This window comes from Pseudomonas sp. 8AS (genome assembly GCF_902506505.1).
In the GTDB taxonomy this organism is placed as follows: Bacteria; Pseudomonadota; Gammaproteobacteria; order Pseudomonadales; family Pseudomonadaceae; genus Aquipseudomonas.
In genome coordinates this window covers 2,877,048-2,898,922 of sequence record NZ_LR733406.1, presented here as the reverse complement: position 1 = coordinate 2,898,922, position 21,875 = coordinate 2,877,048, and the positions used below count along the sequence as shown (strand labels likewise).

The 21,875-nt window shown below is 65.5% G+C and carries 19 protein-coding genes; 12 read left to right on the top strand and 7 right to left on the bottom strand.

All coding sequences use genetic code 11. From position 1 onward, the window contains the following. Positions 1-17: 17 nt before the first annotated feature. The 12 genes from GV001_RS13450 (at position 18) to GV001_RS13395 (ending at position 10,904) form a co-directional block, all read left to right on the top strand. Positions 18-365, top strand: coding sequence for a DUF4389 domain-containing protein (locus tag GV001_RS13450; protein WP_160080647.1), 348 nt, complete (start codon positions 18-20; stop codon positions 363-365). Continuing rightward, entirely contained in the window at positions 362-820 is a 459-nt protein-coding gene (sixA, locus tag GV001_RS13445; RefSeq protein ID WP_160080645.1) for a phosphohistidine phosphatase SixA, read from the top strand. The genes GV001_RS13450 and sixA overlap by 4 nt, the downstream gene beginning before the upstream one ends. Positions 821-937: 117 nt before the next feature. Beyond that, on the top strand, positions 938-2,593 hold the full coding sequence (locus GV001_RS13440; protein ID WP_160080643.1) for an AMP-binding protein: 1,656 nt from the start codon (positions 938-940) through the stop codon (positions 2,591-2,593). Positions 2,594-2,774: 181 nt separating this feature from the next. Then, a complete protein-coding gene (locus tag GV001_RS13435) occupies positions 2,775-4,862 on the top strand; it encodes a type VI secretion system tip protein VgrG (protein ID WP_160080641.1) in 2,088 nt (695 codons plus the stop codon). After that, positions 4,859-5,707 (top strand): DUF4123 domain-containing protein, encoded by an 849-nt coding sequence (locus tag GV001_RS13430; RefSeq protein ID WP_160080639.1) that lies wholly within the window; start codon positions 4,859-4,861, stop codon positions 5,705-5,707. Before GV001_RS13435 ends, GV001_RS13430 begins: the two co-directional genes overlap by 4 nt. After that, positions 5,704-6,195 carry a DUF3304 domain-containing protein gene (locus GV001_RS13425; RefSeq protein WP_160080637.1) on the top strand — a complete coding sequence of 164 codons (492 nt, stop codon included), beginning with the start codon at positions 5,704-5,706 and terminating at the stop codon, positions 6,193-6,195. The genes GV001_RS13430 and GV001_RS13425 overlap by 4 nt, the downstream gene beginning before the upstream one ends. Then, positions 6,192-8,015, top strand: coding sequence for a DUF2235 domain-containing protein (locus GV001_RS13420; RefSeq protein WP_256664919.1), 1,824 nt, complete (start codon positions 6,192-6,194; stop codon positions 8,013-8,015). Before GV001_RS13425 ends, GV001_RS13420 begins: the two co-directional genes overlap by 4 nt. Next, a complete protein-coding gene (locus GV001_RS13415; protein ID WP_160080635.1) occupies positions 8,012-8,503 on the top strand; it encodes a DUF3304 domain-containing protein in 492 nt (163 codons plus the stop codon). Before GV001_RS13420 ends, GV001_RS13415 begins: the two co-directional genes overlap by 4 nt. 236 nt (positions 8,504-8,739) lie before the next feature. Continuing rightward, positions 8,740-9,039 carry a hypothetical protein gene (locus GV001_RS13410; protein ID WP_160080633.1) on the top strand — a complete coding sequence of 100 codons (300 nt, stop codon included), beginning with the start codon at positions 8,740-8,742 and terminating at the stop codon, positions 9,037-9,039. 52 nt (positions 9,040-9,091) lie between these two features. Further along, on the top strand, positions 9,092-9,922 hold the full coding sequence (locus tag GV001_RS13405) for a tetratricopeptide repeat protein (protein WP_160080631.1): 831 nt from the start codon (positions 9,092-9,094) through the stop codon (positions 9,920-9,922). Positions 9,923-10,272: 350 nt separating this feature from the next. Beyond that, the gene (locus tag GV001_RS13400) at positions 10,273-10,437 is read left to right on the top strand and encodes a DUF2986 domain-containing protein (RefSeq protein WP_160080629.1); all 165 of its coding nucleotides are present in this window, start codon (positions 10,273-10,275) and stop codon (positions 10,435-10,437) included. A gap of 92 nt (positions 10,438-10,529) precedes the next feature. Further along, the gene (locus GV001_RS13395) at positions 10,530-10,904 is read left to right on the top strand and encodes a hypothetical protein (RefSeq protein ID WP_218583030.1); all 375 of its coding nucleotides are present in this window, start codon (positions 10,530-10,532) and stop codon (positions 10,902-10,904) included. Between the two features lie 102 nt (positions 10,905-11,006). On the opposite strand, the gene cobA is transcribed toward GV001_RS13395, so the two are convergent. From cobA to GV001_RS13360, 7 genes are all read right to left on the bottom strand, one after another. Then, the gene (cobA, locus tag GV001_RS13390; protein ID WP_160080625.1) at positions 11,007-11,744 is read right to left on the bottom strand and encodes a uroporphyrinogen-III C-methyltransferase; all 738 of its coding nucleotides are present in this window, start codon (positions 11,742-11,744) and stop codon (positions 11,007-11,009) included. A gap of 10 nt (positions 11,745-11,754) precedes the next feature. Then, entirely contained in the window at positions 11,755-14,625 is a 2,871-nt protein-coding gene (locus tag GV001_RS13385) for a nitrate reductase (RefSeq protein WP_160080623.1), read from the bottom strand. 34 nt (positions 14,626-14,659) lie between these two features. After that, the gene (gene nirD / locus GV001_RS13380) at positions 14,660-14,995 is read right to left on the bottom strand and encodes a nitrite reductase small subunit NirD (RefSeq protein WP_160080621.1); all 336 of its coding nucleotides are present in this window, start codon (positions 14,993-14,995) and stop codon (positions 14,660-14,662) included. Beyond that, on the bottom strand, positions 14,992-17,448 hold the full coding sequence (nirB, locus tag GV001_RS13375) for a nitrite reductase large subunit NirB (RefSeq protein WP_160080619.1): 2,457 nt from the start codon (positions 17,446-17,448) through the stop codon (positions 14,992-14,994). Before nirB ends, nirD begins: the two co-directional genes overlap by 4 nt. Positions 17,449-17,729: 281 nt before the next feature. Then, positions 17,730-19,397: a bifunctional protein-serine/threonine kinase/phosphatase gene (locus GV001_RS13370; RefSeq protein WP_160080617.1), complete on the bottom strand. Its 1,668-nt coding sequence runs from the start codon at positions 19,395-19,397 to the stop codon at positions 17,730-17,732. 220 nt (positions 19,398-19,617) lie between these two features. After that, positions 19,618-20,829, bottom strand: a complete 1,212-nt coding sequence (locus GV001_RS13365) for a nitrate/nitrite transporter (protein WP_160080615.1) — start codon at positions 20,827-20,829, stop codon at positions 19,618-19,620. A gap of 500 nt (positions 20,830-21,329) precedes the next feature. Continuing rightward, a complete protein-coding gene (locus GV001_RS13360) occupies positions 21,330-21,806 on the bottom strand; it encodes a cytochrome C (RefSeq protein ID WP_160080613.1) in 477 nt (158 codons plus the stop codon). Positions 21,807-21,875: the final 69 nt, after the last annotated feature.

Here is a 21,875-nt window from a genome sequence, read left to right as displayed (position 1 = left end):
GAGATCGGGAGAACGACATGACTGAACCAAGCAAAGAGCTGGAACGGGAATCCATCCTGCTGCGCATCCTGTGGATGGCGATCTTCGTCATCGTCTGGCAGCTGGCGGAAATCGTCCTGGGTGGCGTGGTATTGCTGCAACTGGGGTATCGCCTGTTCTACGGCGCGCCCAACGGCAGCCTGCAGGGCTTTGGCGACAGCCTCAGCCAGTACCTGCAGCAGATCGGCCGCTTCGGCACTTTCAACACTGAAGAGAAACCCTGGCCCTTCGCCGACTGGCCGGCTCCGCGCGCGCCGCAGGACAACCAACCGCACAGCATTCCGCCCGCGGCGCACCCGGTGGTGGACGAAGAGCCCAAGCTGTGAAGCTGTGGCTGCTGCGCCACGGCGAGGCGGAGCCGCGTGCGCGCAGCGATGCCGAGCGCGCACTGACCGAGCACGGGCGCAAGGAGGTGCGCCACGCGGCCAAGCACCTGCGCGAGCGGCCGCTGACGCAGATCCTGGTCAGCCCCTATCGGCGTGCCCAGCAGACCGCCGAACTGGTGCGCGAGAAGCTCGGTCTGCAGCTGCCGCTGACCACCCTCGACTGGCTGACCCCCGATGACGACCCGCGCCAGGTGTTGCACCGGCTGGATGAATTCACCGCCGAGGAATTGCTCATCGTCAGCCACAACCCGCTGCTCGGCGCGCTGGCCGGGCTGCTGGTGCATGGCCACCTGCAACAGCCCTTCACCCTGCACACGGCCAGCCTCATCTGCCTGGGTGGCGAGTTCCCGCTGGCCGGCGCGATGACCGTCGACGCCCTGTATCACCCGCACTAGCAGCCCTGCGTGCGCTGAAACATTTCTTAACTTGCACTGCCTCCTTGCCCGTGGAATATTCAACCAAGCAAGTGCTTGGTTGCTCCCTGTGACAATAACAAAAAACAAGGAGGCCGCGTGGCCAGTGCAGTCCGTTTACCGCTCGAAGCGTTCTTCGCGCGTGAGTCGCTCCACCCGAACAAGGTCTACATGACCCAGCCCCTGGGCAATGGCCAGATCGAGCAGCTGACCTGGTCCGAGGTCGGCGAGCAGGCGCGGCGCGCCGCCAGCTGGCTGCGCAGCCTGGAGCTGGAACCGGGTAGTCGCATCGCCATCATCTCGAAGAACTGTGCCCACTGGATCGTCACCGACCTGGCCATCTGGATGGCCGGCCACGTGTCCGTGCCCCTGTACCCCAACCTCACCGCCGAGTCGGTACGCCAGGTCCTGGAGCATGCCGAGGTGCGTGCCGCCTTCATCGGCAAGCTGGATGACTGGCCGGCGATGGCGCCCGGCGTGCCCGAGGGGGTCGTCACCGTGAGCCTGCCGCTGCACCCGCACGGCCGCTTCGATCGCACCTGGCAGGACCTGCAGGCCTGCGCGCCGATCCAGGACACCCCGCGCCCGGCGGCCGAGCAGCTGGCGACCATCATCTACACCTCCGGCACCACCGGCATGCCCAAGGGCGTGATGCACAGCTTCGGTAACTTCGGCTTCACCGCCAGCCATGCCACCGAACTGTTCGGCGTCGACCAGAGCGACCGGGTGTTGTCCTACCTGCCGCTGTGCCACGTGGCCGAGCGCATGTTCGTCGAGCTGAATTCGCTGTACAGCGGCCTGAGCGTGTACTTCGCCGAGAGCCTCGACACCTTCCTTGCCGACTTGCGCCGCGCACGCCCCACGGTGCTGTTCGGCGTGCCGCGGATCTGGACCAAGTTCCAGATGGGCGTCTACTCGAAGATGCCGGCCAAGCGGCTGGATCTGCTCCTGTCCATCCCGCTGCTCGGTCGCCTGGTCGGGCGCAAGGTACTGCGCGGCCTGGGCCTGGATGCGGTGCGTTACGGCCTGTCCGGAGCCGCTCCGGTGCCGGAAACCCTGCTCAACTGGTATCGCCGCCTCGGCCTGGAGCTGCAGGAGGTCTATGGCATGACCGAGAACTGCGGTTATTCCCACGTCTGCCGGCCGGGCAAATTCAAGCAGGGCTGGATCGGCCAGAACAACCCCGGCGTCGAGGTGCGGATCAGCGAGGAGGGCGAGGTGCTGGTGCGCAGCGGCGCGACCATGCAGGGCTACTTCAAGGAGCCGGGCAAGACCGCCGAAGCGATGACCGCGGACGGCTTCCTGCGTACTGGCGACAAGGGCGAGCAAGATGGCGAAGGCAACCTGCGCCTGACCGGACGGATCAAGGAAATCTTCAAGACCAGCAAGGGCAAGTACGTCGCCCCGGCGCCGATCGAGAACCGCCTGGCGGTGCACTCGCATATCGAGCAGGTCTGCGTGGTCGGCGACGGCCTGCCGCAACCCATGGCCCTGTGCGTGCTTTCCGAGACCGGGCGCAAGCAGCCGCGCGAGCAGCTGGAAGGCAGCCTCAAGCGCCTGCTCGACGAGATCAACCAGGAACTCGACAAGCACGAACGCCTGCACAGCCTGGTGCTGGTGCCGGAGGTCTGGGCGGTCGACAACGGCTTCCTCACCCCGACCCTGAAGATCAAGCGCGCCATCGTCGAGGGCACCTACAGCCCGCACTTCCAGGCCTGGGGCAGTCGCTCCGGCGAGGTGTTCTGGCAGGAATAGGTGCCGGCGGAGGTCCTGCTGCAAGGCTCGCGGCTGTCTAGCGCCTCATTGCAGCGGGTCTTGCGCGGTTAATCAGGCATTTCTTTGACCGGGGCCATGATTCGGCAATCCGGCCATTGAAGCCCTGCACCCGCTTGGGCACCCTTGCGCCTTCTGCAAACTCCAGGAAGGAGGTTAGGGCGTGAGGGATGCCAATCAAGCGCATATTTCCCTGAGCATTCAGGGTATAGACAGCGATCTGCAGGTGCTGGCGTTCGAGGGCCGCGAGGCGCTCAACCAGCCATATCTGTTCAATATCGAGCTGGTCAGCCAGGACCCGCAGCTGGATCTGCAAGCGCTGCTCAATCAGCCAGCCTTTCTCGCCTTCGGCCCCGCTGCTGGCGGCGTGCATGGCCTGGTCTACGCCATCGAACAGGGCGACTCCGGCAAGCGCCTGACCCGCTACAGCATCAGCCTTAGGCCGCAGCTGGCCTACCTGCAACACCGCCACAACCAGCGCATCTTCCAGCAACTGAGCGTGCCGCAGATCATCGCGCAACTGCTTGAGGAACACGGCATCCAACAGGGCGCCTACAGGTTCCAGCTCGGCAGCGTCTACCCCGCGCGCGACTACTGCACCCAGTACGACGAGTCGGATCTGCACTTCATCCAGCGCCTGTGCGAAGAGGAGGGCATCAGCTTCCACTTCCAGCACAGCGAGAATGCCCATGCGCTGGTATTCGGCGACGACCAGACGGTGTTCCGCAAGCTGCCGGCACTCGACTACCAGCAGGATAGCGGCCTGGCCGCCGAGCAGGCGGTGGTGCGTGCGTTCAATGTGCGCCTGGCCACGCGCAGCACCCAGGCCAGCTTCCGCGATTACGATTTCGAGAAGCCGCGCCTGACTCTGCAAGCCACTCAGAGCAGCGCTTTCCAGCCGGCTCTGGAGGTCTACGACTTTCCCGGCCGTTTCACCGAGCGTGAACGCGGCAAACACCTGGCCAAGCGCGCCCTGGAGCGCCTGCGCAGCGACTACACCCAGGCCGAAGGCAAGAGCGATGCGCAACTGTCTTGCGGCCACTTCCTCAGCCTGCAGCAGCACCCCAGCGCAGCATTGAACGATCTGTGGCTGTTGCGTGAGGTCTGGCACCAAGGCAAGCAGCCCCAGGTGCTGGAAGAGTCGGTGACTGATTTTATCGGTGGCAGCCGGGCCGGCCAGGCGACCGACGGCGACGACTTCCAGCAGGGCTACCGCAACCGCTTCAGCGCCACCCCCTGGACCGATCCATTCCGCCCGGCCCTGCAACATGCCAAGCCCAAAGTACTCGGCAGCCAGACCGCCGTGGTCACCGGTCCGCAAAGCGAGGAAATTCACTGCGATCAGTACGGCCGGGTGAAAGTGCAGTTTCACTGGGACCGCGAAGGCCAGGCCGACGACAAGACCAGCTGCTGGCTGCGTGTGGCCAGCAGCTGGGCCGGCGACCGCTACGGCGGTATCGCTATCCCGCGGGTCGGCATGGAGGTACTGGTCAGCTTCCTCGAAGGCGATCCCGACCAACCACTGGTCACCGGCTGCCTGTACCACGCCGAGCACGTAGTGCCCTACGATCTGCCGGCGAACAAGACCCGCACGGTATTCAAGACCCTCAGCTCGCCCGGTGGTGGCGGTTACAACGAACTGCGCATCGAAGACCGCAAGGGCCAGGAACAGATCTACCTGCACGCCCAGAAAGACTGGGACGAAAACGTCGAAAACGACCAGAAGATCCGCATCGGCCATGAGCGCCACGATACGGTCGAGGCCAACAGCTACACCGAACTGAAAGCCGAGGAGCACCGCACCACCCACGCCGACCGCAAGGTCGAGGCACGCAGCAACGATCACCTCACAGTAGCAAGCACTCAGCACATCAAACTTGGCACGGCCCAGTTCACCGAGACCGGTAACGAAATCCACTACCACGCCGGCAGCAAGGTGGTGATCGAGGCCGGTATGGAACTCACCGCCAAGGGTGGCGGCAGCTGGCTCAAGCTCGATCCGGGGGGCGTGACCCTGAGTGGGGCGACGGTGAAGATCAACTCGGGTGGGGCGCCGGGCAGCGGCTCGGGCATTCAGATCCTCGGCCCGCTGATTCCGGGAGCGGCGGATGCGGACAAGGCGGGGAGTCTGCTGGATCTCGTGCAACCGCAGACGCTAGAGCGCCTGGCGCCGCCGCCAGGCATTTGCCTGGAGTGCCTGCGCAAGGCCATGCGCGAGAACCAGGCGACTCTGGCCGGAGACCGGCCATGAATGAGATCAACCTTGCGCAGCAGGACTGGGCCCTGGCTCGCAGCGAAGGGCTGACACTTGCGCTGGTGGTCGAGCAAGGGCAACTGGCGCCCGAGCAGCGCCTGCTGCTCGCCGACGGCCCGCCCATCTGGCCACTGATGAACCAGCCGCAAATCGGCCATTTGCGCGCTGAAGGTCCAGCATTGCTCGACCTGAGCAATCAGACCTTCGGCCAGCAGCAAGCGCTTGGCCAGAGCCTCGACGCCTGCGCCATGCACGGCTGGCTGAGCAGCCCGTTGGCCATCGCCGAGCTGACCCAGCACTTGGGCGACGCCCTGGCTTGCCGGGATAGCCGCGGCGAAGTGCTGCTGATCCGCAGCTATGCCCGCACCGTGTTGCCCAAGCTGCACGCACGCCAGGACCTGCCCTGGCATGCCTGGTTGTTCGGCCCGCTGACCTGCTGCTGGTTACCCCAGGCCCGGGGCTGGCAGCGTCTGGCCGGCAACGGCCTGCGCACAGCGCCGGGCTTCCAGCCCATCGAGCTGGACGAGTCCTTGGAGCAGGCCCTCGGTCGCGACCCCCATGCCCGGGCCCTGCTCGCCCAACTGCAGGCCGAGGCGCCCGAGGTGTTTGCCAGCACCTGCCACGACAAGCGCCTGGCACAGGTCGAAAGCACTCTGACCCTGGCCCGCGAGGCCGGCCTGCAAAGCACGGCGGACCAGTCCTATTTCACCCTGTACAGCCTGCTGGAGGGCCAGCCCATGCAACAACGAAAGGACTGGCCGGAAATCCGCCAGTTGGTCGAACAACAAGGCCACGGCCTTGCCCAGGCGCAGCACATGGTAGAAGAGAGAACCCAGCCGTGAACCCACTAAACAATCTCGCCGCCCGCTGGCAAGCTCTATCCCGCGGGCGCAAGACCTTGCTCGGCCTGCTCGGTGGGGGCCTGCTGCTCGCCGGCTATCTGGCTTGGGCCGCCACCCGCCTGCCCGGCGCCATCCTCTACAGCCACAATGAGACCGAGCGACCGATCTTCAGCTACTTCGTCAACGGCAACTGGGGCGGCAATGCCTTCGCCCATGGCGGCGGCGGGGCTACCTGTTGCTGGCGCATCGAAGGCGAGACGCTCAAGGTCGAGTGGATCAAGAGCCGCACCGGCGAACAACTGCGCCAGGGCGTACAGAAGGAAACCCTTTCGCTTGAGCTACCCAATCCGCCGCGCACGCGCAGCGACCGCTACCTGCATGTGCATTTCTTCCCTGGCGATCAGGTACGCCTGGCCTGGAGCGCCAACCTCGACAGCCCCTACGAACACCTCAAGGAAGCACCCGCAGCGGAGGCCAACAAACCGTGAACACTCGAGCCTCCGATCTGGCCGCCGCCCTGGCTGCGCGTTGCACTGAGCCCTTCGGCCAGGCCCATGTCGCGCCCTGCGAACGCACCCTGCGCATAGGTTTCTTCTTCGACGGCTTCGCCCGCCATTTGCTCAAGGATATGCAGAGCGGCCGGGTCAGCAATGTTGGCAAGCTGTATATGGCCCACCCACACGCAGAAAAGGATGACGCCTATATCAACTACAGACGAGCCTATATTTCCGGCCTGGGCGAAGACTACTCCGCGGACCTGACCACTGCGGCCAATGGCGCGCTGGACAGCTTTGGCGGCGAGGCCAGCGAGGCGCCCCAGGAAGTGGCCGCAGAACAGGCGGTGAAGGGCTTCCCCGAGCTGCTCGACGGCGGACGCAGCTGGTGGGAACGTGTCAGCCGCGACCTCGGCGAACTGCTGCACAAACCGTACAAGGCCGGGGGCGTGCTCAAGGATGCCGCCATCGAAGCGACTGTCGAGGCCATGGCGCCGCTGCGCGACAACGGCTTCAGCGCCCAGCTGCTGAAAAGCGGCGCCAACACCCGCATCGAGGGCGCCATCGACCACCTTAACCAAGAAATCGGGAAAATCGAGAGGGCCGGCGGTGTACGACTGAAACGCATCGAACTGTCGGTCTATGGCTTCGACTATGGTGCGACCCTGGCCCGGGCCTTTCTCCAGCAGTTGCTGGGTCGCTGTCTGGGTGAAGACGACCAGGCCGAATATCAGGGCGCGCGCCTGGTCGTGCTATTCGCCGGGCTGTTCGACGGCGTCGACCGCAGCCATGGTGAAATCCCCCTGGTGGAAGACTTCCTGCCCGTGCCAGTGCGCACCGTGCTGGACGATGGCGGCACCCTGCCCGCGGCGGTGCGCCAGGCGCTGCATCTGGTGGCCGCCCACGAGCGGCGCTTCTACCGGCGCGCGCGCCTGCTGGGTGAAGGCAACCCCGCCTGGCGCGAGGAGCTGCTGCCCGGGGTCAGCGAGGACGTGGGTGGCAGCCTGCTGCCCGGCGAACAGAAGCCCAGCGCCGAGCTGGCACGGGTCAGCCTGCAGCGCATGTACCGCGCGGCCTATAGCGCCGGGGTGCCGTTTCCGCCGTTTGAAGAGCTGCATGAGAAGGACGCGGATACGGCCCAACTCTTTGCCTTCAACGATCATCTCGATGGCGTCAGCGCCTGGGGCCTGGCGCGCCACTATCGGCGCGCCGCCCAGGCCAGCATCGCCGAGCTGGCCCGTGTCCGGGCCGCCAACGGCGATCTCATGTTCAGCCCGCAACAACAGCAGTTTGCCGGCCATATCCGCCTGTATATCCGCTGGCTGGCCGCGCTCTGGCGGCCCTATGCACAACGCCTGCGGACGATCGGCACAGAGGAAGAGCGCCTGCACGCCAGCCAGTTCCAGAGCGGCAACAGTCGCGGCATGCTCGGCTTCCCCGTGGCTAGCGGCGCCCAGCAGCAAACTCGCCAGCAAGACCTGCAAACCCTGCGCGACGAGCGCGAGGCCCTGAGGGCGCAGCTGGGCTGGCTGGAGACGGTCGACAGCGAGGCGCGGGCACTGCGCAACCGGCTTGAACACCTCGACGGCTGGCGCGCCGCCGGCACCCCCCAGCAGGCGCAACTGTGCCATGTGCTGCTAGCCGAGTGGTTCAACGATGCCCCTGCGCCGTTGCCGCAACCGCTCCAGCGCCTGTTCGGTCACTTCATCCACGACCAACTGGTGCAGAGCACCGTCCAGCGCTCGGCCCGATCCTTGGGTGGTCAGCATTACTTCGATATCCGCGACTACGACCGCCCCGAGGCCCAGACATGAACTCGCTGCATTCCCTCGCCGCCCGCTGGCAAGCCCTGTCCCGCGGGCGCAAGGCCTTGCTCGTCGTGCTCGGCTGCGGTTTGTTGCTCTCCGGCTACCTGGCCTGGGCCGCCATCCGCCTGCCCGGCGCCGGCCTGTACAGCCACAACCACACCGAGCGGCCGATCTTCAGCTACTTCGTCAACGGCAACTGGGGCGGCAATGCCTTCGCCTATGGCGGCGGCAAGGCTACCTGCTGCTGGCGCATCGAAGGCGAGACGCTCAAGGTCGAGTGGATCAAGAGCCGCACCGGCGAACAACTGCGCCAGGGCGTACAGAAGGAAACCCTTTCGCTTGAGCTGCCCAATCCGCCGCGCACGCGCAGCGACCGCTACCTGCATGTGCATTTCTTTCCCGGCGATCAGGTGCGCCTGGCCTGGAGCGTCAACCTCGACAGCCCCTACGAACAGCTCAAGGAAGCACCCGCAGCGGAGGCCAACAAACCGTGAGCACTTGCACCTCCGATCTGGCCGCCGCCCTGGCTGCACGTTGCACCGAGCCCTTCGGCCAGGCCCATGTCGCGCCCTGCGCATTGGTTTCCTCTTCGACGGTTTCGCTCGCCAGCTGTTCAGGGAATTGAGTCGAAGAGGGGAGCAGATTTATATATTGCCGATGCCTCCATATGGTGTGGCGCTAGAAAATAGATCTGTCTCCTTTCTTGCCCAAGCTACTGGTGGTGGACGACGTGTTCAGCCTGGTCAGCTCCGCCAACATCAACGCCCGCAGCATGCATACCGACTCGGAACTTGGCGTGTGCTCGCCTGATCCCAAGCTGGCCAGACATTTTCGCGAGGAGCTTTGGAGGCTGCATGCGAAGAAAACGCCCGATGACTCTTCCGGTCACTGTGACGCCGCCACGAACTTCTCGATATGGACCGAAGTGATGAATGAGAACTGGAGAAATAAAAACCGAAGCATACCTCTTATGGCTCATTTAACCCGCCTCTGGGATGTGGAGACGCCCTATGCGACTGCAGCTGACTAGAACGCTAACGATTTTTTTCTTCATCCTTGTTGCCATACATGGAGTACCGGCCATGGCCTATCCCACATTCACCTGTGCCTACGAAAAAGACCATAACCCGCCGTTGGATGCCGAGGCCGATACATGGTTTCAGGAAGCCAGAAGCCTTGAAAAAGAGCTACGCGACTGGCCTCGCGTCGTAGAACTCTATGAAAAAGCCAGCGCCAAGGATCACTGGAAGGCCATGCACAACCTGGCACGCCTATACCGAACAGGCTGGCCGGGCAGGCCAGGGGTGGAGAAAGACACCCAGAAAATGCTCGACCTTTACGAGCAAATGGTCGAACTCAAGGTGCCGCTGGGCTACTACAACTGGGCGGTCGCTGCCGAGCGCGGTAAAGGCATGCTGCGCGACGATCGCATGGCCAGCTCCTACATGTTTCAGGCAGCACAATTGGGGAACCCTCAAGCCCAAGTGGCACTGGGTAATTACTTCGCCTTTTCATTGCCTCGTGAAAAACAGGATTATCAGATGGCTGAAACGTACTTCCGCTGTGCGGGAGCTCAAAACAACCCAGAAGCGCTGATCGAGACCGCCGCTTTCTACAAAATCGCTAGAGATAACAAGCCACGCGCCCTGTTCTACTACCAGCGCGCCGCTTCTTTAGGAAGCACCGAAGGATTCATGCATCTGAACTGGGTGTTCGATCCAGAGTCTGGACCGGGCTTCACATTGGGCTACAAGCCCGACAAGCAGCTCGCCGAGTTCTACAAGGCTTACATGTATCAAGTTGAGGAAAAACCGGATTTGCGCTTCCCCAATCTGGCCAAGGAACATCCGCTTCCCCCTCATCCAGAACAGGGCCTCGATGCCGAACATCCGGATCGCCGTTTCGCGCTTTGACCCGTTTGGGGGCGTTGAGACGCTCTATGCAACTACCGCCGATTAAAGTCTTGGTGCGAGGCCTTTTCTTTTGCTGTGTCTGGGTAGAGTGCCTGCCATGGCTTATCCGGCATTCACCTGCACCCACGAGAAAGACCATAACCCGCCGCTGGATGCAGAGGCCGATGCCTGGTTTCAGTGAAAATAGAGGGTGAAAATAGGGGGCAGACCACGGTTACGCACAGAAAACGTGGTGTGACCCCTATTACTCTCTATTGCTCTAGGCACCGTTGCTTGCCGCAGCCCGCGCCTCCGCGCGGGCTGAACTGATCTGCTATTGTGCGCGCGGCCTACAGAGCGGGTGGAAGAGCATGAACCGGCGCAAGAAGATCAATCAGTTGTTGAAGGCTCACGCCAAAAAAACCAGTGCCAAGCTGGCCCCCAAAAGTAACAAGCCCAAGTACATCAGCAAGGCGGATCGCTTGAAGCTGGCTGCCGAGTCTACTGAGGATCTGGGCACTCCTGCTGAAAGCTGACAGGTTCGGCCCTGGCGATTACCTTTCTCTTCCTTCATTGCCAGGACGGCGGTCTAACCATTCATTCACACGTTGGTTCTGAGGATATGGATATGCGACCTCATTCTGCTCTGCTACTACTCTGCCTGGCCGTTGGTATCGTCCATGCAGAAACCTCTCAGCCAGAAAGCGCTGCCCCAGCAGGCGTGCCGGGCAAGTTGACGCTGCCCAGTCAGCAGGACGCGACCGAGGCCATCGTCAAGATGCTCGATCTGGGCGATCAGTATGGGCCGGTCACGACCAAGCTGGGGACGTGCATAGCGGCGATGGAGGCGGAACATGCCGGGCAGGTCGCCTGCACCGTCGCCATCATTATCGGCGCGGGCACCTCGGAGACCCAGGCGGACTTCTACCGCAGTGGCTCCACCTGGCTCGCTCAGCCAAGCAGTTCGCAAGAGAAACTGCCGTTTCCTGATCCGGCATTGTGAGCCCAAGAGCGCATAGCGCTGCAGAATCCACCCGCTCCAGCCAGGCAAAAAAAGCCCGGCCATAAGGCCGGGCAAAGCATTTCTCCGCAGGAGCGAAGGGGATCAGGCAATCTCTGCCAAAGCGTGAATCTGTTGCTGCGCGGCCACTTCGCCGATCACCAGAATCGCCGGGCTTTTCAGCTGGAAGTCGTGGGCATCCTGTTGCATGGCCGCCAGGGTGCTGCGGCACTCGCGCTGGTGGGGCAGCGAGGCGTTTTCGATCATCGCCACCGGCATGTCGGCGCGCATGCCGCCGGCCAGCAGGCTGTCGCGCACCTCTGGGAGTTTTGCCACGCCCATATACACCACCAGGGTGGTGCCGCTCTGCGCCAGGGCCGGCCAGTTGAGGCTGCTGTCGTCCTGGGTGTGGGCGGTGACCAGGGTCACCCCACGGGCGATGCCGCGCAGGGTCAGGGGGATGCCGCAGTGGGTGGCGCCGGCCAGGCCGGCGGTGATGCCATTGACCATTTCCACTTCGATGCCGTGTGTGGTGAGCCAGTCGGCTTCCTCGCTGCCGCGACCGAAGATGCACGGGTCGCCGCCTTTCAGGCGCACCACGCACTTGCCCTGGCGCGCGTAGCGCAGCATCAGGCGGTGGATGAACGCCTGCGGGGTGGAGCGGCAGCCGCCGCGCTTGCCCACCGGGACGACGCGGGCGGCAGGGCAGTGCTCCAGCACGGCCGGGTTGACCAGGTCGTCGATCATCACGATGTCGGCCTGATTGAGGGCTTTCACCGCCTTGAGGGTCAGCAGTTCCGGATCACCCGGGCCTGCGCCTACCAGCCAGACTTTTGCGCTCATGTCGATCTCCTCAGGCGTTCGCCGCGGCGGACAGGGTTTGTGTCGCCAGCAGGCGTTTGATTTCCGGGACGCAGGAGCCGCAGCTGGTGCCGCATTTCAGCTCCTGCTTGAGGCCGTCGAGGTCGAGGCCGCGGGCGATGCCGGCGCACACCGCGTCTTCGCCGACGTTCAGGCAGTTGCACAGGGTCTTGCCGGCCTTCTTGCCGCTGCTGCCCGGCGGGGTGGACAGCGGCGCGAGCAGCCAGCGGCGCAGGTCGGCGTCGGCCTGGCCTTCGCTCCACAGGCCCTTGAGCCAGTCGCGGGCGGCGGTTTCGCCGGCCAGGCGGATGCTGACGATGCGCCCGTCCTCGATGCGCACGCGCTTGCCCACGGTCCGGCGCGGGTCGTCGTAGGCCAGCACCGGGCCTTCGTCGACGCCGAGCAGGGCGTCGATCTGCGCCAGCAGCCCGGCTTCGGGGGCCAGCGCACTGGCGGCGCGGATCAGCAGGGCGGGGCGCTCGCGACCGGTGAGGGTCAGGTTGGCGTAGGCGAATTCCTCGAACAGCGGGCGCAGGGCGTTGAAGCGCTGCTGCACGTTGCCTTCGACCAGGGCGAACAGCTGCCAGGGCAGTTCGACTTTCTCCACCTCGACCCCGGCCTGTTTCAGTTCCGGCTGCTTGGACAGCGGATCGAACGCCGGCTGGGTCAGCACGTTGGTGCCCAGACCTTTGAGGAAGCGGTTGCCCCAGTGCATCGGCAGGTAGGCCTGGCCGGAGCGCACGCCGTCGTCGGCCTGCACCGGCACGATCAGGCTGCCGCGGCGGCTGCGCACCTTGACCAGGTCGCCGGCCTGCAGGCGGCGCCGGCGCAGCTCGTCCGGGTGCAGGCTGAGCACGGCTTCCTCGGCATGGCCGAACAGCCGGGCGGCGGTGCCGGTGCGGCTCATGCCATGCCACTGGTCGCGCAGGCGGCCGGTGTTGAGGGTCAGCGGGAAGCGCGCCTCGCGCTTTTCCTGGGGCGCGCGGTAGGGATCGGCGAGGAACTGCGCGCGACCGTTGGCGGTGGGGAAGCGGCCGTTGCCATACAGGCGCGGAGTGCCCCGGCTAGCGCCGGCCGGGAACGGCCATTGCTGGGGACCTTGGTCATCCAGCAGGGCGTAGCTCAGACCGGAGAGGTCGAGGTCGCGGTTGCTGGTCAGGTGTTTGTATTCCTCGAACAGCGACTCGCTGTCGAGGAAGGTGAACAGGCTGGGCAGGCCGGGGCGGAGCAGTTGTTCCAGGCGGCGGGCGAAATCACAGGTGATCGCCCAGTCCGGCCGCGCCTCTGCGGGCGCTGGCACGGCACGGCGCACATGGCTGATGCGCCGCTCGGAGTTGGTCACGCTGCCTTCCTTTTCGCCCCAGCTGGCGGCCGGGAGCAGAAGGTCGGCGTAATGGCAGGTCTCGGTGGTGAAGAAGGCTTCCTGCACCACCACGAACGGGCAGGCGGCCAGGGCCTCGTGCACCTTGTTCTGGTTGGGCAGCGATTGCGCCGGGTTGGTGCAGGCGATCCACAGGGCCTTGATCTTGCCCTCGCGCACCGCATCGAACAGTTCGATGGCGGTCAGCCCGGGAGTTTCCGGCAGGCTGTCGACGCCCCAGTAGCGGGCTACCTCGGCACGGTGCTCGGCATTGCCGGCCTCACGGTGGCCCGGCAGCAGGTTGCTCAGGCTGCCGGTTTCGCGACCGCCCATGGCGTTGGGCTGGCCGGTGAGGGAGAAAGGACCGGCGCCGGGCTTGCCGATCTGCCCGGTGGCCAGGTGCAGGTTGATCAGCGCGCTGTTCTTGGCGCTGCCGGCACTGGACTGGTTGAGGCCCATGCACCACAGCGAGAGGAAGCTCGGCGCCCTAAGCTGTCCGCTGACTGCTGCGCTCGGCGCTGCGTCGTTAAAACCCGGCTCGGACTGCTCATTTACGTCTTGTAAACTCCGCGTCCTCGCCGTGTTTTGCCTAGCATCGCCTTTGCTCGCAACGTGATCGAACAACTTAGGTTTGCCGATCAGCTCGGCGCAGGCCTGCAGGTTTTCCACCGAGATGCCGCAGGTGTCGGCGACTATCCCCGGAGTGAAGTCGCGCACCAGGGTCTTCAGGGCGTCGAAGCCCTCGGTGTGGGCATCGATGTAGGCGCGGTCGATCCAGCCTTCCCACATGAGGATGTGCAGGATGCCGTGGAACAGGGCGACGTCGGTACCCGGCAGGATCGCCAGGTGCAGGTCGGCCAGCTCGCAGGTGTCGGTGCGCCGCGGGTCGACCACTATGACCTTCATCTCTGGCCGGCGCGCCTTGGCTTCTTCCAGGCGGCGGAACAGCACCGGATGGGCGTAGGCCATGTTGGAACCGGCGATCAGCAGGCAGTCGCTCTGCTCGATGTCCTCGTAACTGCACGGCGGCGCGTCGGCACCCAGGCTGCGCTTGTAGCCGACCACGGCCGAGCTCATGCACAGGCGCGAGTTGCTGTCGATATTGTTGGTGCCGACCAGGGCGCGGGCCAGCTTGTTGAAGGCGTAGTAGTCCTCGGTCAGCAGCTGGCCGGAGATGTAGAAGGCCACGCTGTCCGGGCCGTGTTCGCGGATGGTCTCGGCGAACCGATTGGCGGCGTGGTCGAGGGCGCTGTCCCAGTCGCTGCGCGAGCGCGCCAGGCCCTTGCCCAGGCGCAGCTCGGGGTACAGGCCGCGGGCGTCGAGGTCGCCGGTCAGGTGCAGGGTCGAACCCTTGCTGCACAGCTTGCCGAAGTTCGCCGGGTGGCTGGGGTCGCCTTGCACGCCGGTGATCTTCTCGCCGTCATGCTCGATCAGCACGCCGCAACCCACGCCGCAGTAGCAGCAGGTCGAGGCGGTGACTGTTGTTTCAGCGGTTAGAGACATGGCGTGTGATTTCCGTAGGGGCGAAGGGCTGGCTTCAAACGCAGGCGGCCGCGGTGGCCGCGTTGTGCAGGGCGAGCAGCACGCGGCCATCGACCACTTTCACGTCGTGACGGTGCGCGCAGCCTTCGTCCGGGGCCACGGCCACGCCGCTTTCCAGTTCGATCTGCCAGTTGTGCAGCGGGCAGGCCACGCGCTTGCCGTAGATCAGTCCCTGGGACAGCGGCCCGCCCTTGTGCGGGCAGCGGTCGTCGAGGGCGAACACCTCGTCATCTGAGGTGCGGAAGATCGCGATATCGCCTTTCGGCCCGCTGACGATTCGGGAACCCAGCACGTTGATCTCTTCCAGGGCACAGATATCCAGCCAGTTCATGCGGTGGCCTCCTCAACGGCTACGACGGGGATACGGTCGAATTCTTTCTTCAGTTGCGGGGTTTCGATGCGTTCTTTCCACGGGTCCTGCTCGAACGACAGGGCGTACTGCAGGCGCGCGTTGAGCGCCTTGCGGTTGCCTTCGTCCTCCAGCACGGCCTTCTTGATGTGCTCCATGCCGACGCGCTGCATGTAGTGCACGGTGCGCTCCAGGTAGAAGGCTTCCTCGCGGTACAGCTGAAGGAAGGCACCGTTGTATTCGCGCACTTCCTCGGCGGTTTTCACCTTGACGAAGAACTCGGCGACCTCGGTCTTGATCCCGCCGTTGCCGCCGATGTACATCTCGAAGCCGGAATCCACGCCGATGATGCCGACGTCCTTGATCCCCGCCTCGGCGCAGTTGCGCGGGCAGCCGGAGACGGCCAGCTTGACCTTGTGCGGCGACCACATGTTGAACAGGTCGTGCTCCAGGTCGATGCCCAGCTGGGTCGAGTTCTGCGTGCCGAAGCGGCAAAATTCGCTGCCGACGCAGGTCTTCACGGTGCGGATGGACTTGCCGTAGGCGTGGCCGGAGGCCATGTCCAGATCCTTCCACACGGCCGGCAGGTCTTCCTTCTTGATCCCCAGCAGGTCGATGCGCTGGCCGCCGGTGACCTTGACCATCGGCACGTTGTACTTGTCGGCCACGTCGGCGATACGGCGCAGCTCGGACGGGTTGGTCACGCCGCCCCACATGCGCGGAACAACCGAGTAGGTGCCGTCCTTCTGGATGTTGGCGTGGGCGCGTTCGTTGATCAGGCGCGACTGCGGGTCGTCCTTGGCCTCGCCCGGCCAGGTGGAGATCAGGTAGTAGTTGAGTGCCGGGCGGCAGGTGGCGCAGCCGTTGGGCGTCATCCAGTTCAGGTACTCCATGGTCTGCGCCATGCTGGTCAGATGCTGCTCGCGGATCGCCTTGCGGATCTGCCCGTGGTTCATCTCGCTGCAGCCGCAGATGGCCTTCTCGCTCTTCGGCTTGACGTCGGCGGCGCCGCCGACGGTGCTGATCAGGATCTGCTCGACCAGGCCGGCGCAGGAGCCGCAGGAGCTGGCGGCCTTGGTGTGCTTCTTCACGTCGTCGACGCTGAACAGGCCGTTTTCCTGGATCGCCTTGACGATGGTGCCCTTGCACACGCCGTTGCAGCCGCACACTTCCATGCTGTCGGGCATGCTCGCCGCGCTGCTCTGGCCCTGGTGGCCGACGTCGCCCAGGGCGCTCTCGCCGAACATCAGGTGATCGCGGATCTCGCTGATGTTGGCGTTCTCCTTGACCTGGCGGAAGTACCAGCCGCCGTCGGCCGTGTCGCCATACAGGCAGGCGCCGACCAGCACGTCGTCCTTGATCACCAGCTTCTTGTACACGCCGCCGATGGGGTCGGAGAGGGTGATGGTCTCGGTGCCGTCGCTGCCCATGAAGTCGCCGGCGGAGAACAGGTCGATGCCGGTGACCTTGAGCTTGGTCGAGGTCACCGAGCCCTGGTAACGGGCGAAGCCGAGCTGGGCCAGGTGGTTGGCGCAGACCTTGGCCTGCTCGAACAGCGGCGCGACCAGGCCGTAGGCGGTGCCGCGGTGGTTGGCGCATTCGCCGATCGAGTACACGCGCGGGTCGTAGGTCTGCATGGTGTCGTTGACCAGGATGCCGCGGTTGCACGGGATGCCGGCCTTCTCCGCCAGTTCGGTGTTGGGGCGGATGCCGGCGGCCATCACCACCAGGTCGGCGGGGATCACGTCGCCACCCTTGAACTGCACGGCGCAGACCCGGCCTTCGCCGTTGTCCATCAGTTCTTCGGTCTGCTCGTTGAGGCGGAAGTGGATGCCGCGGGCCTCCAGGGCGCTCTGCAGCAGCTTGCCGGCGGTCTTGTCGAGCTGGCGTTCGAGCAGCCAGTCGGACAGGTGCACCACGGTCACGTCCATGCCGCGCAGCTTGAGGCCGTTGGCCGCTTCCAGGCCGAGCAGGCCGCCGCCGATCACCACCGCGTGGCTGTGGGTCTTGGCGGTGGCCATCATCATTTCGGTGTCGGCGATGTCGCGGTAGCCGATCACGCCCTGCAGCTTGTTGCCGGGAATCGGCAGGATGAACGGGTTGGATCCGGTGGCGATGAGCAGGCGGTCGTATTCGGCGCTGCTGCCGTCGGAGGCGATGACAATGCGCTTCTTGCGGTCGATGTCGACCACCTTGCGGTTGAGCATCAGCTTGATGTTGTTCTCGGCGTACCAGTTGAGGTCGTTGAGGACGATTTCCTCGAAGGTCTGCTCGCCCGCCAGCACCGGCGACAGCAGGATGCGGTTGTAGTTGGGGTGCGGTTCGGCACCGAAGACGGTGATGTCATACAGGTCGGGGGCGAGCTTGAGCAGCTCTTCCAGGGTTCTGACCCCGGCCATGCCGTTGCCGACCATTACCAGTTTGAGTTTTTTCATGGTTCCTCTCCGTCACGGATACCGAAAGTCGGAAAACAAAAAAGGCGTCCCGCTAGTTACCTAGCGAGGACGCCTTTGTCCTTGTCCCGATCTGCCGGGAGGCACTGCGCTCGTCGTTGAGGGCGATGCCTTTATGTAATGTCGATGTCTCTAAAGCAGGCAGCGTGCCAACTTTGCGAAAGACTTGTCTTTAGCGGCTTGGCGCGGGTTTTTGCGGGTTTATCACGGGCCGTCGACGCACCTGTTTAAGGCTTGTTGCGCCGTTGTGGTGCGCGCTGCCCTTACTTGAGCAGCGCCACCAGCAGGGCCAGGTTGAGCAGCAGGGAGGCCAGGGCCACGCCGCGCCAGACTTTCAGCGGCTCGCGTTCCAGCAGCGGGCGCGGGCGCAGCACCAGAGCCTGGCGCTCGCCCTGTTCGAGGGCCAGCAGCCATTCCTCGGCGGTCTCGAAGCGCTCGGTCGGGTTGACCGCCACCGCGCGCAGCAGGCAGTCGTCGAGCCAGCCGGGCAGGTCGGGGCGGTAGCGGCTGGGCGCGGTCGGCTTGCCGAAGCGCGGATGCTGGAAGGCCTCGATCTCGCCGTAGGGGTAGTGCCCGGTGAGCAGGTGATAGAGGGTCACGCCGGCGGCGTAGAGGTCCTGCTGGGCGCTGGGCTTGCCGCCGCTGAAGGCCTCCGGGGCGATATAGCTGGGCGTGCCGGGCAGGGCATGGGCCTCGTCGCGGGACAGACCGGGGCAGTAGGCCAGGCCGAAATCCAGCACGCGCAACTCGCCGTCGTCGCACCACAGCAGGTTTTCCGGCTTGATGTCGCGGTGCAGCAGGTTGCGCCGATGCAGCATGCCGAGGGCCTTGAGCAGGCGTGGCGCCAGCTCCAGCCACTCCGGCAGGCCCAGCGGGCCGGACAGGCGCAGGTGTTCGGCCAGCGTCTGGCCCTGATGCTCGCGCTGCACGTAGTACAGGTGCTGGCGCTGCGGCAGCGGGTGGACTTCGGCGAAGTGGCGCCCGGCCACCCGGCGCAGGAACCATTCCTCGAGCAGCAGGGCCGGGCCGGCCTGTTCCTCGTCATGGCGGCTGGCCGGCAGGGTTTTCAGCAGCCAGCGCCGCGACTGGTTGTCGCGCACCCGGTAGACCAGCGACTGGCGCGACTCGGCGAGCAGGCGCTCGACCTGCCAGCCCTCGAAGCTCTGCCCGTCGCGCAGCTTGGGCGGCAGCGGCCAGTGCTGGATCTGCGCCAGGGTGTCGGCCAGGTCGTTGTCCGGCAGGCCCTGCACCTGCACCAGCAGGGCGCTGGCATTGTCCTGGCTGCCGGCCAGGTGGGCGGCGCTGACCAGGGCGCGGCAGGCTGCGGCGGGGTCGCTCTCGTCCTTGAGCATGCTGTGCACGCCGTGGTCGCCGAGGGTCGACCAGACGCCGTCGCTGACCAGCAGGAAACTCTCGCCTTCGCGCAGTTCGCCTTCCAGGTAGTCCACCACCAGGTGCTGATCCAGGCCCATGGCGCGCTTGAGTACGTGCTGCATGCCCGGCTGCTCCCACACGTGGTCTTCGCTGAGGCGCTCGATCTGCCCGTCCAGCCAGCGGTAGGCGCGGCAGTCGCCGACATGCGCGAGGGTGAAGCGCCGCCCGCGCAGGACCAGGGCGGTGAGGGTGGTCAGCAGCGGCTGGCCGCCGCCGTTGGCCTGCAGCCAGCGGTTGTGGGCGACCAGCAGGCGATCCAGCGATTGCGCCACGGCCCAGGTTTCCGGGGTGGCGTAGTAGTCGAGGGCCAGGGCCTGCAGGGTGGCGCGGGCGGCCAGGCCGCCGTCGGCGCACTGGCTGACGCCATCGGCCAGGGCGAACAGGAAGCCCTTGCTCGCCGCCAGGGCCGGTGTCGGGGTGACCACGCGGATGGCGTCCTGGTTTTCCGCCCGGGGGCCGGTGGCGGTGGCTTCACCGAAGGTCAGTTGCAGGGCCATCTGGCGTTCTCGTGTGGGAAGGATTGAGGCAAAGGCGAGACCGGGACAGGGTTGCACGAGTTTGTCGTTGCCGACTTCACCCGCCTTTCCTGACCAGTGCAATGCAACTCTGCCGGTCAGTCCCGCCTTTGCCTCAACCCTCCATCGATTCGTCTTCTACTGCTAGAGCGAAACCCGCCATCGCTGGCGGGTCTCACCCGATCCTTATGGGGCTGCGCAGTTACACCCGCGCCGCGGTGACGGCGGCCGAGCCCCAGGTGGTGCGCCAGCGCTGCTTGACGCCGTACAGGCCGAACCAGGCGAGGATGCCCAGGCTGGCGAACAGCCACAGGCCGAGCTGGTAGGAGCCGGTGGACTGCTTGATCGCGCCAAGCCCGGCGGTCAGGCAGAAGCCGCCGATGCCGCCGGCCATGCCGATCAGCCCGGTCATCACGCCGATTTCCTTGCGAAAGCGCTGCGGTACCAGCTGGAACACCGCGCCGTTGCCGGCGCCCAGGCTGAGCATGGCGACCACGAACAGGGCCAGGGCGGCCAGCGAGCTGGGCAGGTTGAAACCGACCACGGCGATGCAGATCGAGGCGCAGGTGTACATCACCAGCAGCGAGCGGATGCCGCCGATGCGGTCGGCCAGGGCGCCGCCCAGCGGGCGCATCAGGCTGCCGGCGAACACGCAGGCGGCGGTGTAGTAGCCGGCCTTGACCGGGTCGAAGCCGTACTGGTCGTGGAAGTAGCCGGGCAGGGTGCTGGCCAGGCCGAGGAAGCCGCCGAAGGTCACGCTGTAGAAGAACATGAACCACCAGCTGTCGCGGTCGCCGAGGGCCTTGAGGTAGTCGGCCATCGATTTAACCGGCGGACGTTCCGGGGCGTTGCGCGCCACCGTGGCGAAGATGACCAGCACCAGCACCAGCGGGATCAGCGCCAGGCCGAACACGTTGCTCCAGCCGAACAGGGCGGCCAGGCCCGGGGCGAACAGGGCGGCCAGCACGGTGCCGGAGTTGCCGGCGCCAGCGATGCCCATGGCCTTGCCCTGGTGCTGCGGCGGGTACCACTGCGAGGCCAGCGGCAGGGCGACGGCGAAGGAGGCGCCGGCGAAGCCGAGGAACAGGCCGAGCAGCAGCGCCTGTTCGTAGTTGTGCACACCGTGCAGCCAGGCCACCGCGAGGGCGCCGATGACGATCACCTGGCCGATCAGGCCGGCGGCTTTCGGCGAGGTGCGGTCGGCCAGCAGGCCCATCAGAAAGCGCAGCACGGCGCCGGCCAGAATCGGCGTGGCGACCATCATGGCGCGTTGCTGGGTGGTCAGGCCCAGGTCGCTGGCGATCTGCACGCCCAGCGGGCCGAGCACGTACCAGACCATGAAGCTCAGGTCGAAATAGAGGAAGGCGGCGAACAGCGTCGGTGCGTGGCCGGCTTTCCAGAAACTTGTATTCATCCAACACCTCGTCAGCAAATGAGAGTCCCGGTCGGCTGTCGGTCGATGTGATCGTGGGCACATCGCCGGCAGCCGCCGGGCGAAGCCGGGCGCTTGTGACGCCCGGCCCTGAGGCCGAAGCCGCAGCCAGATTGAGAGAGTTACCGGTCGACGTCCGGATCGCGGCCCGTCGACCCACCCCAGGCGTTGGGGCTGAAACGCAAAAGGCGCCGCACCACCTGATCGCCGGAAGCGGGGTGGTGCGACGCCTTTGTCGTAAGTAGGGCAGCCGCCGTTGGTTGCCTATGGCAGTCCTACAGCAAGAGCTGGGCCAAGCTGGCGAAACGCCCTGAAACAGGGGCTTGCGAGGGAGGGCGCGCTGCCGCCTGGCTCAATCCGGTGCGGATTGCCTGTGCTGCGCACCTTATTGAGGCGAGGGCCGGGTTCTTGCCGCCAGCCCCGTGCCGGGCGCCGTCGAAGCGCCTGCCGTCGCCAGCGGCGCGATGCAGGCCGCGCCCGGGTTATTGCGCCGGCGGCATGGGGAACTGCACCACCGGCCCCGCGGCGGCCTGCCCGGGTGGCAGGGCGGCCGGTGCAGGTTGACCGGCTTCACCGAGCTGCTTGGCGAAGCGATGGATGCTGCGCAGATCGTCTTCCTCCATGATGCGCAGGGCGTGGCTGGGCATCGGCGGGCGGTAGTTGGCATTGCGCGCCAGCTGCAGCCACTGTTCTTCCGAGAGCTTGGGCAGCACAAGGCGCAGGTTGCTGGCGTAGGTGGTGCCCCAGGGGCCGCTCCAGCCCAGGCTGTCACCCAGTAGCCAGGCGCTTTCCGGCACCTTGTCTGGCGCCAGGATGTAGCCGGAGGTATGGCAATCGTTGCAGCCGGATACCTGCACCAGGTAGCGGCCACGCTCGGCGGAGGGCTCTGCCTGGCTGGCCAGGGGCAGGCCGGTCAGGCAGCAGAGCAGCAGGGTACGGGCTGGGGAAAGGTTGGGCACGGTCGGGCTCCTCGGTGAATGCCTCTAGGCGGGCAGTGCGGTTTTAACCCTAGAGCGTTCACCAAAGGT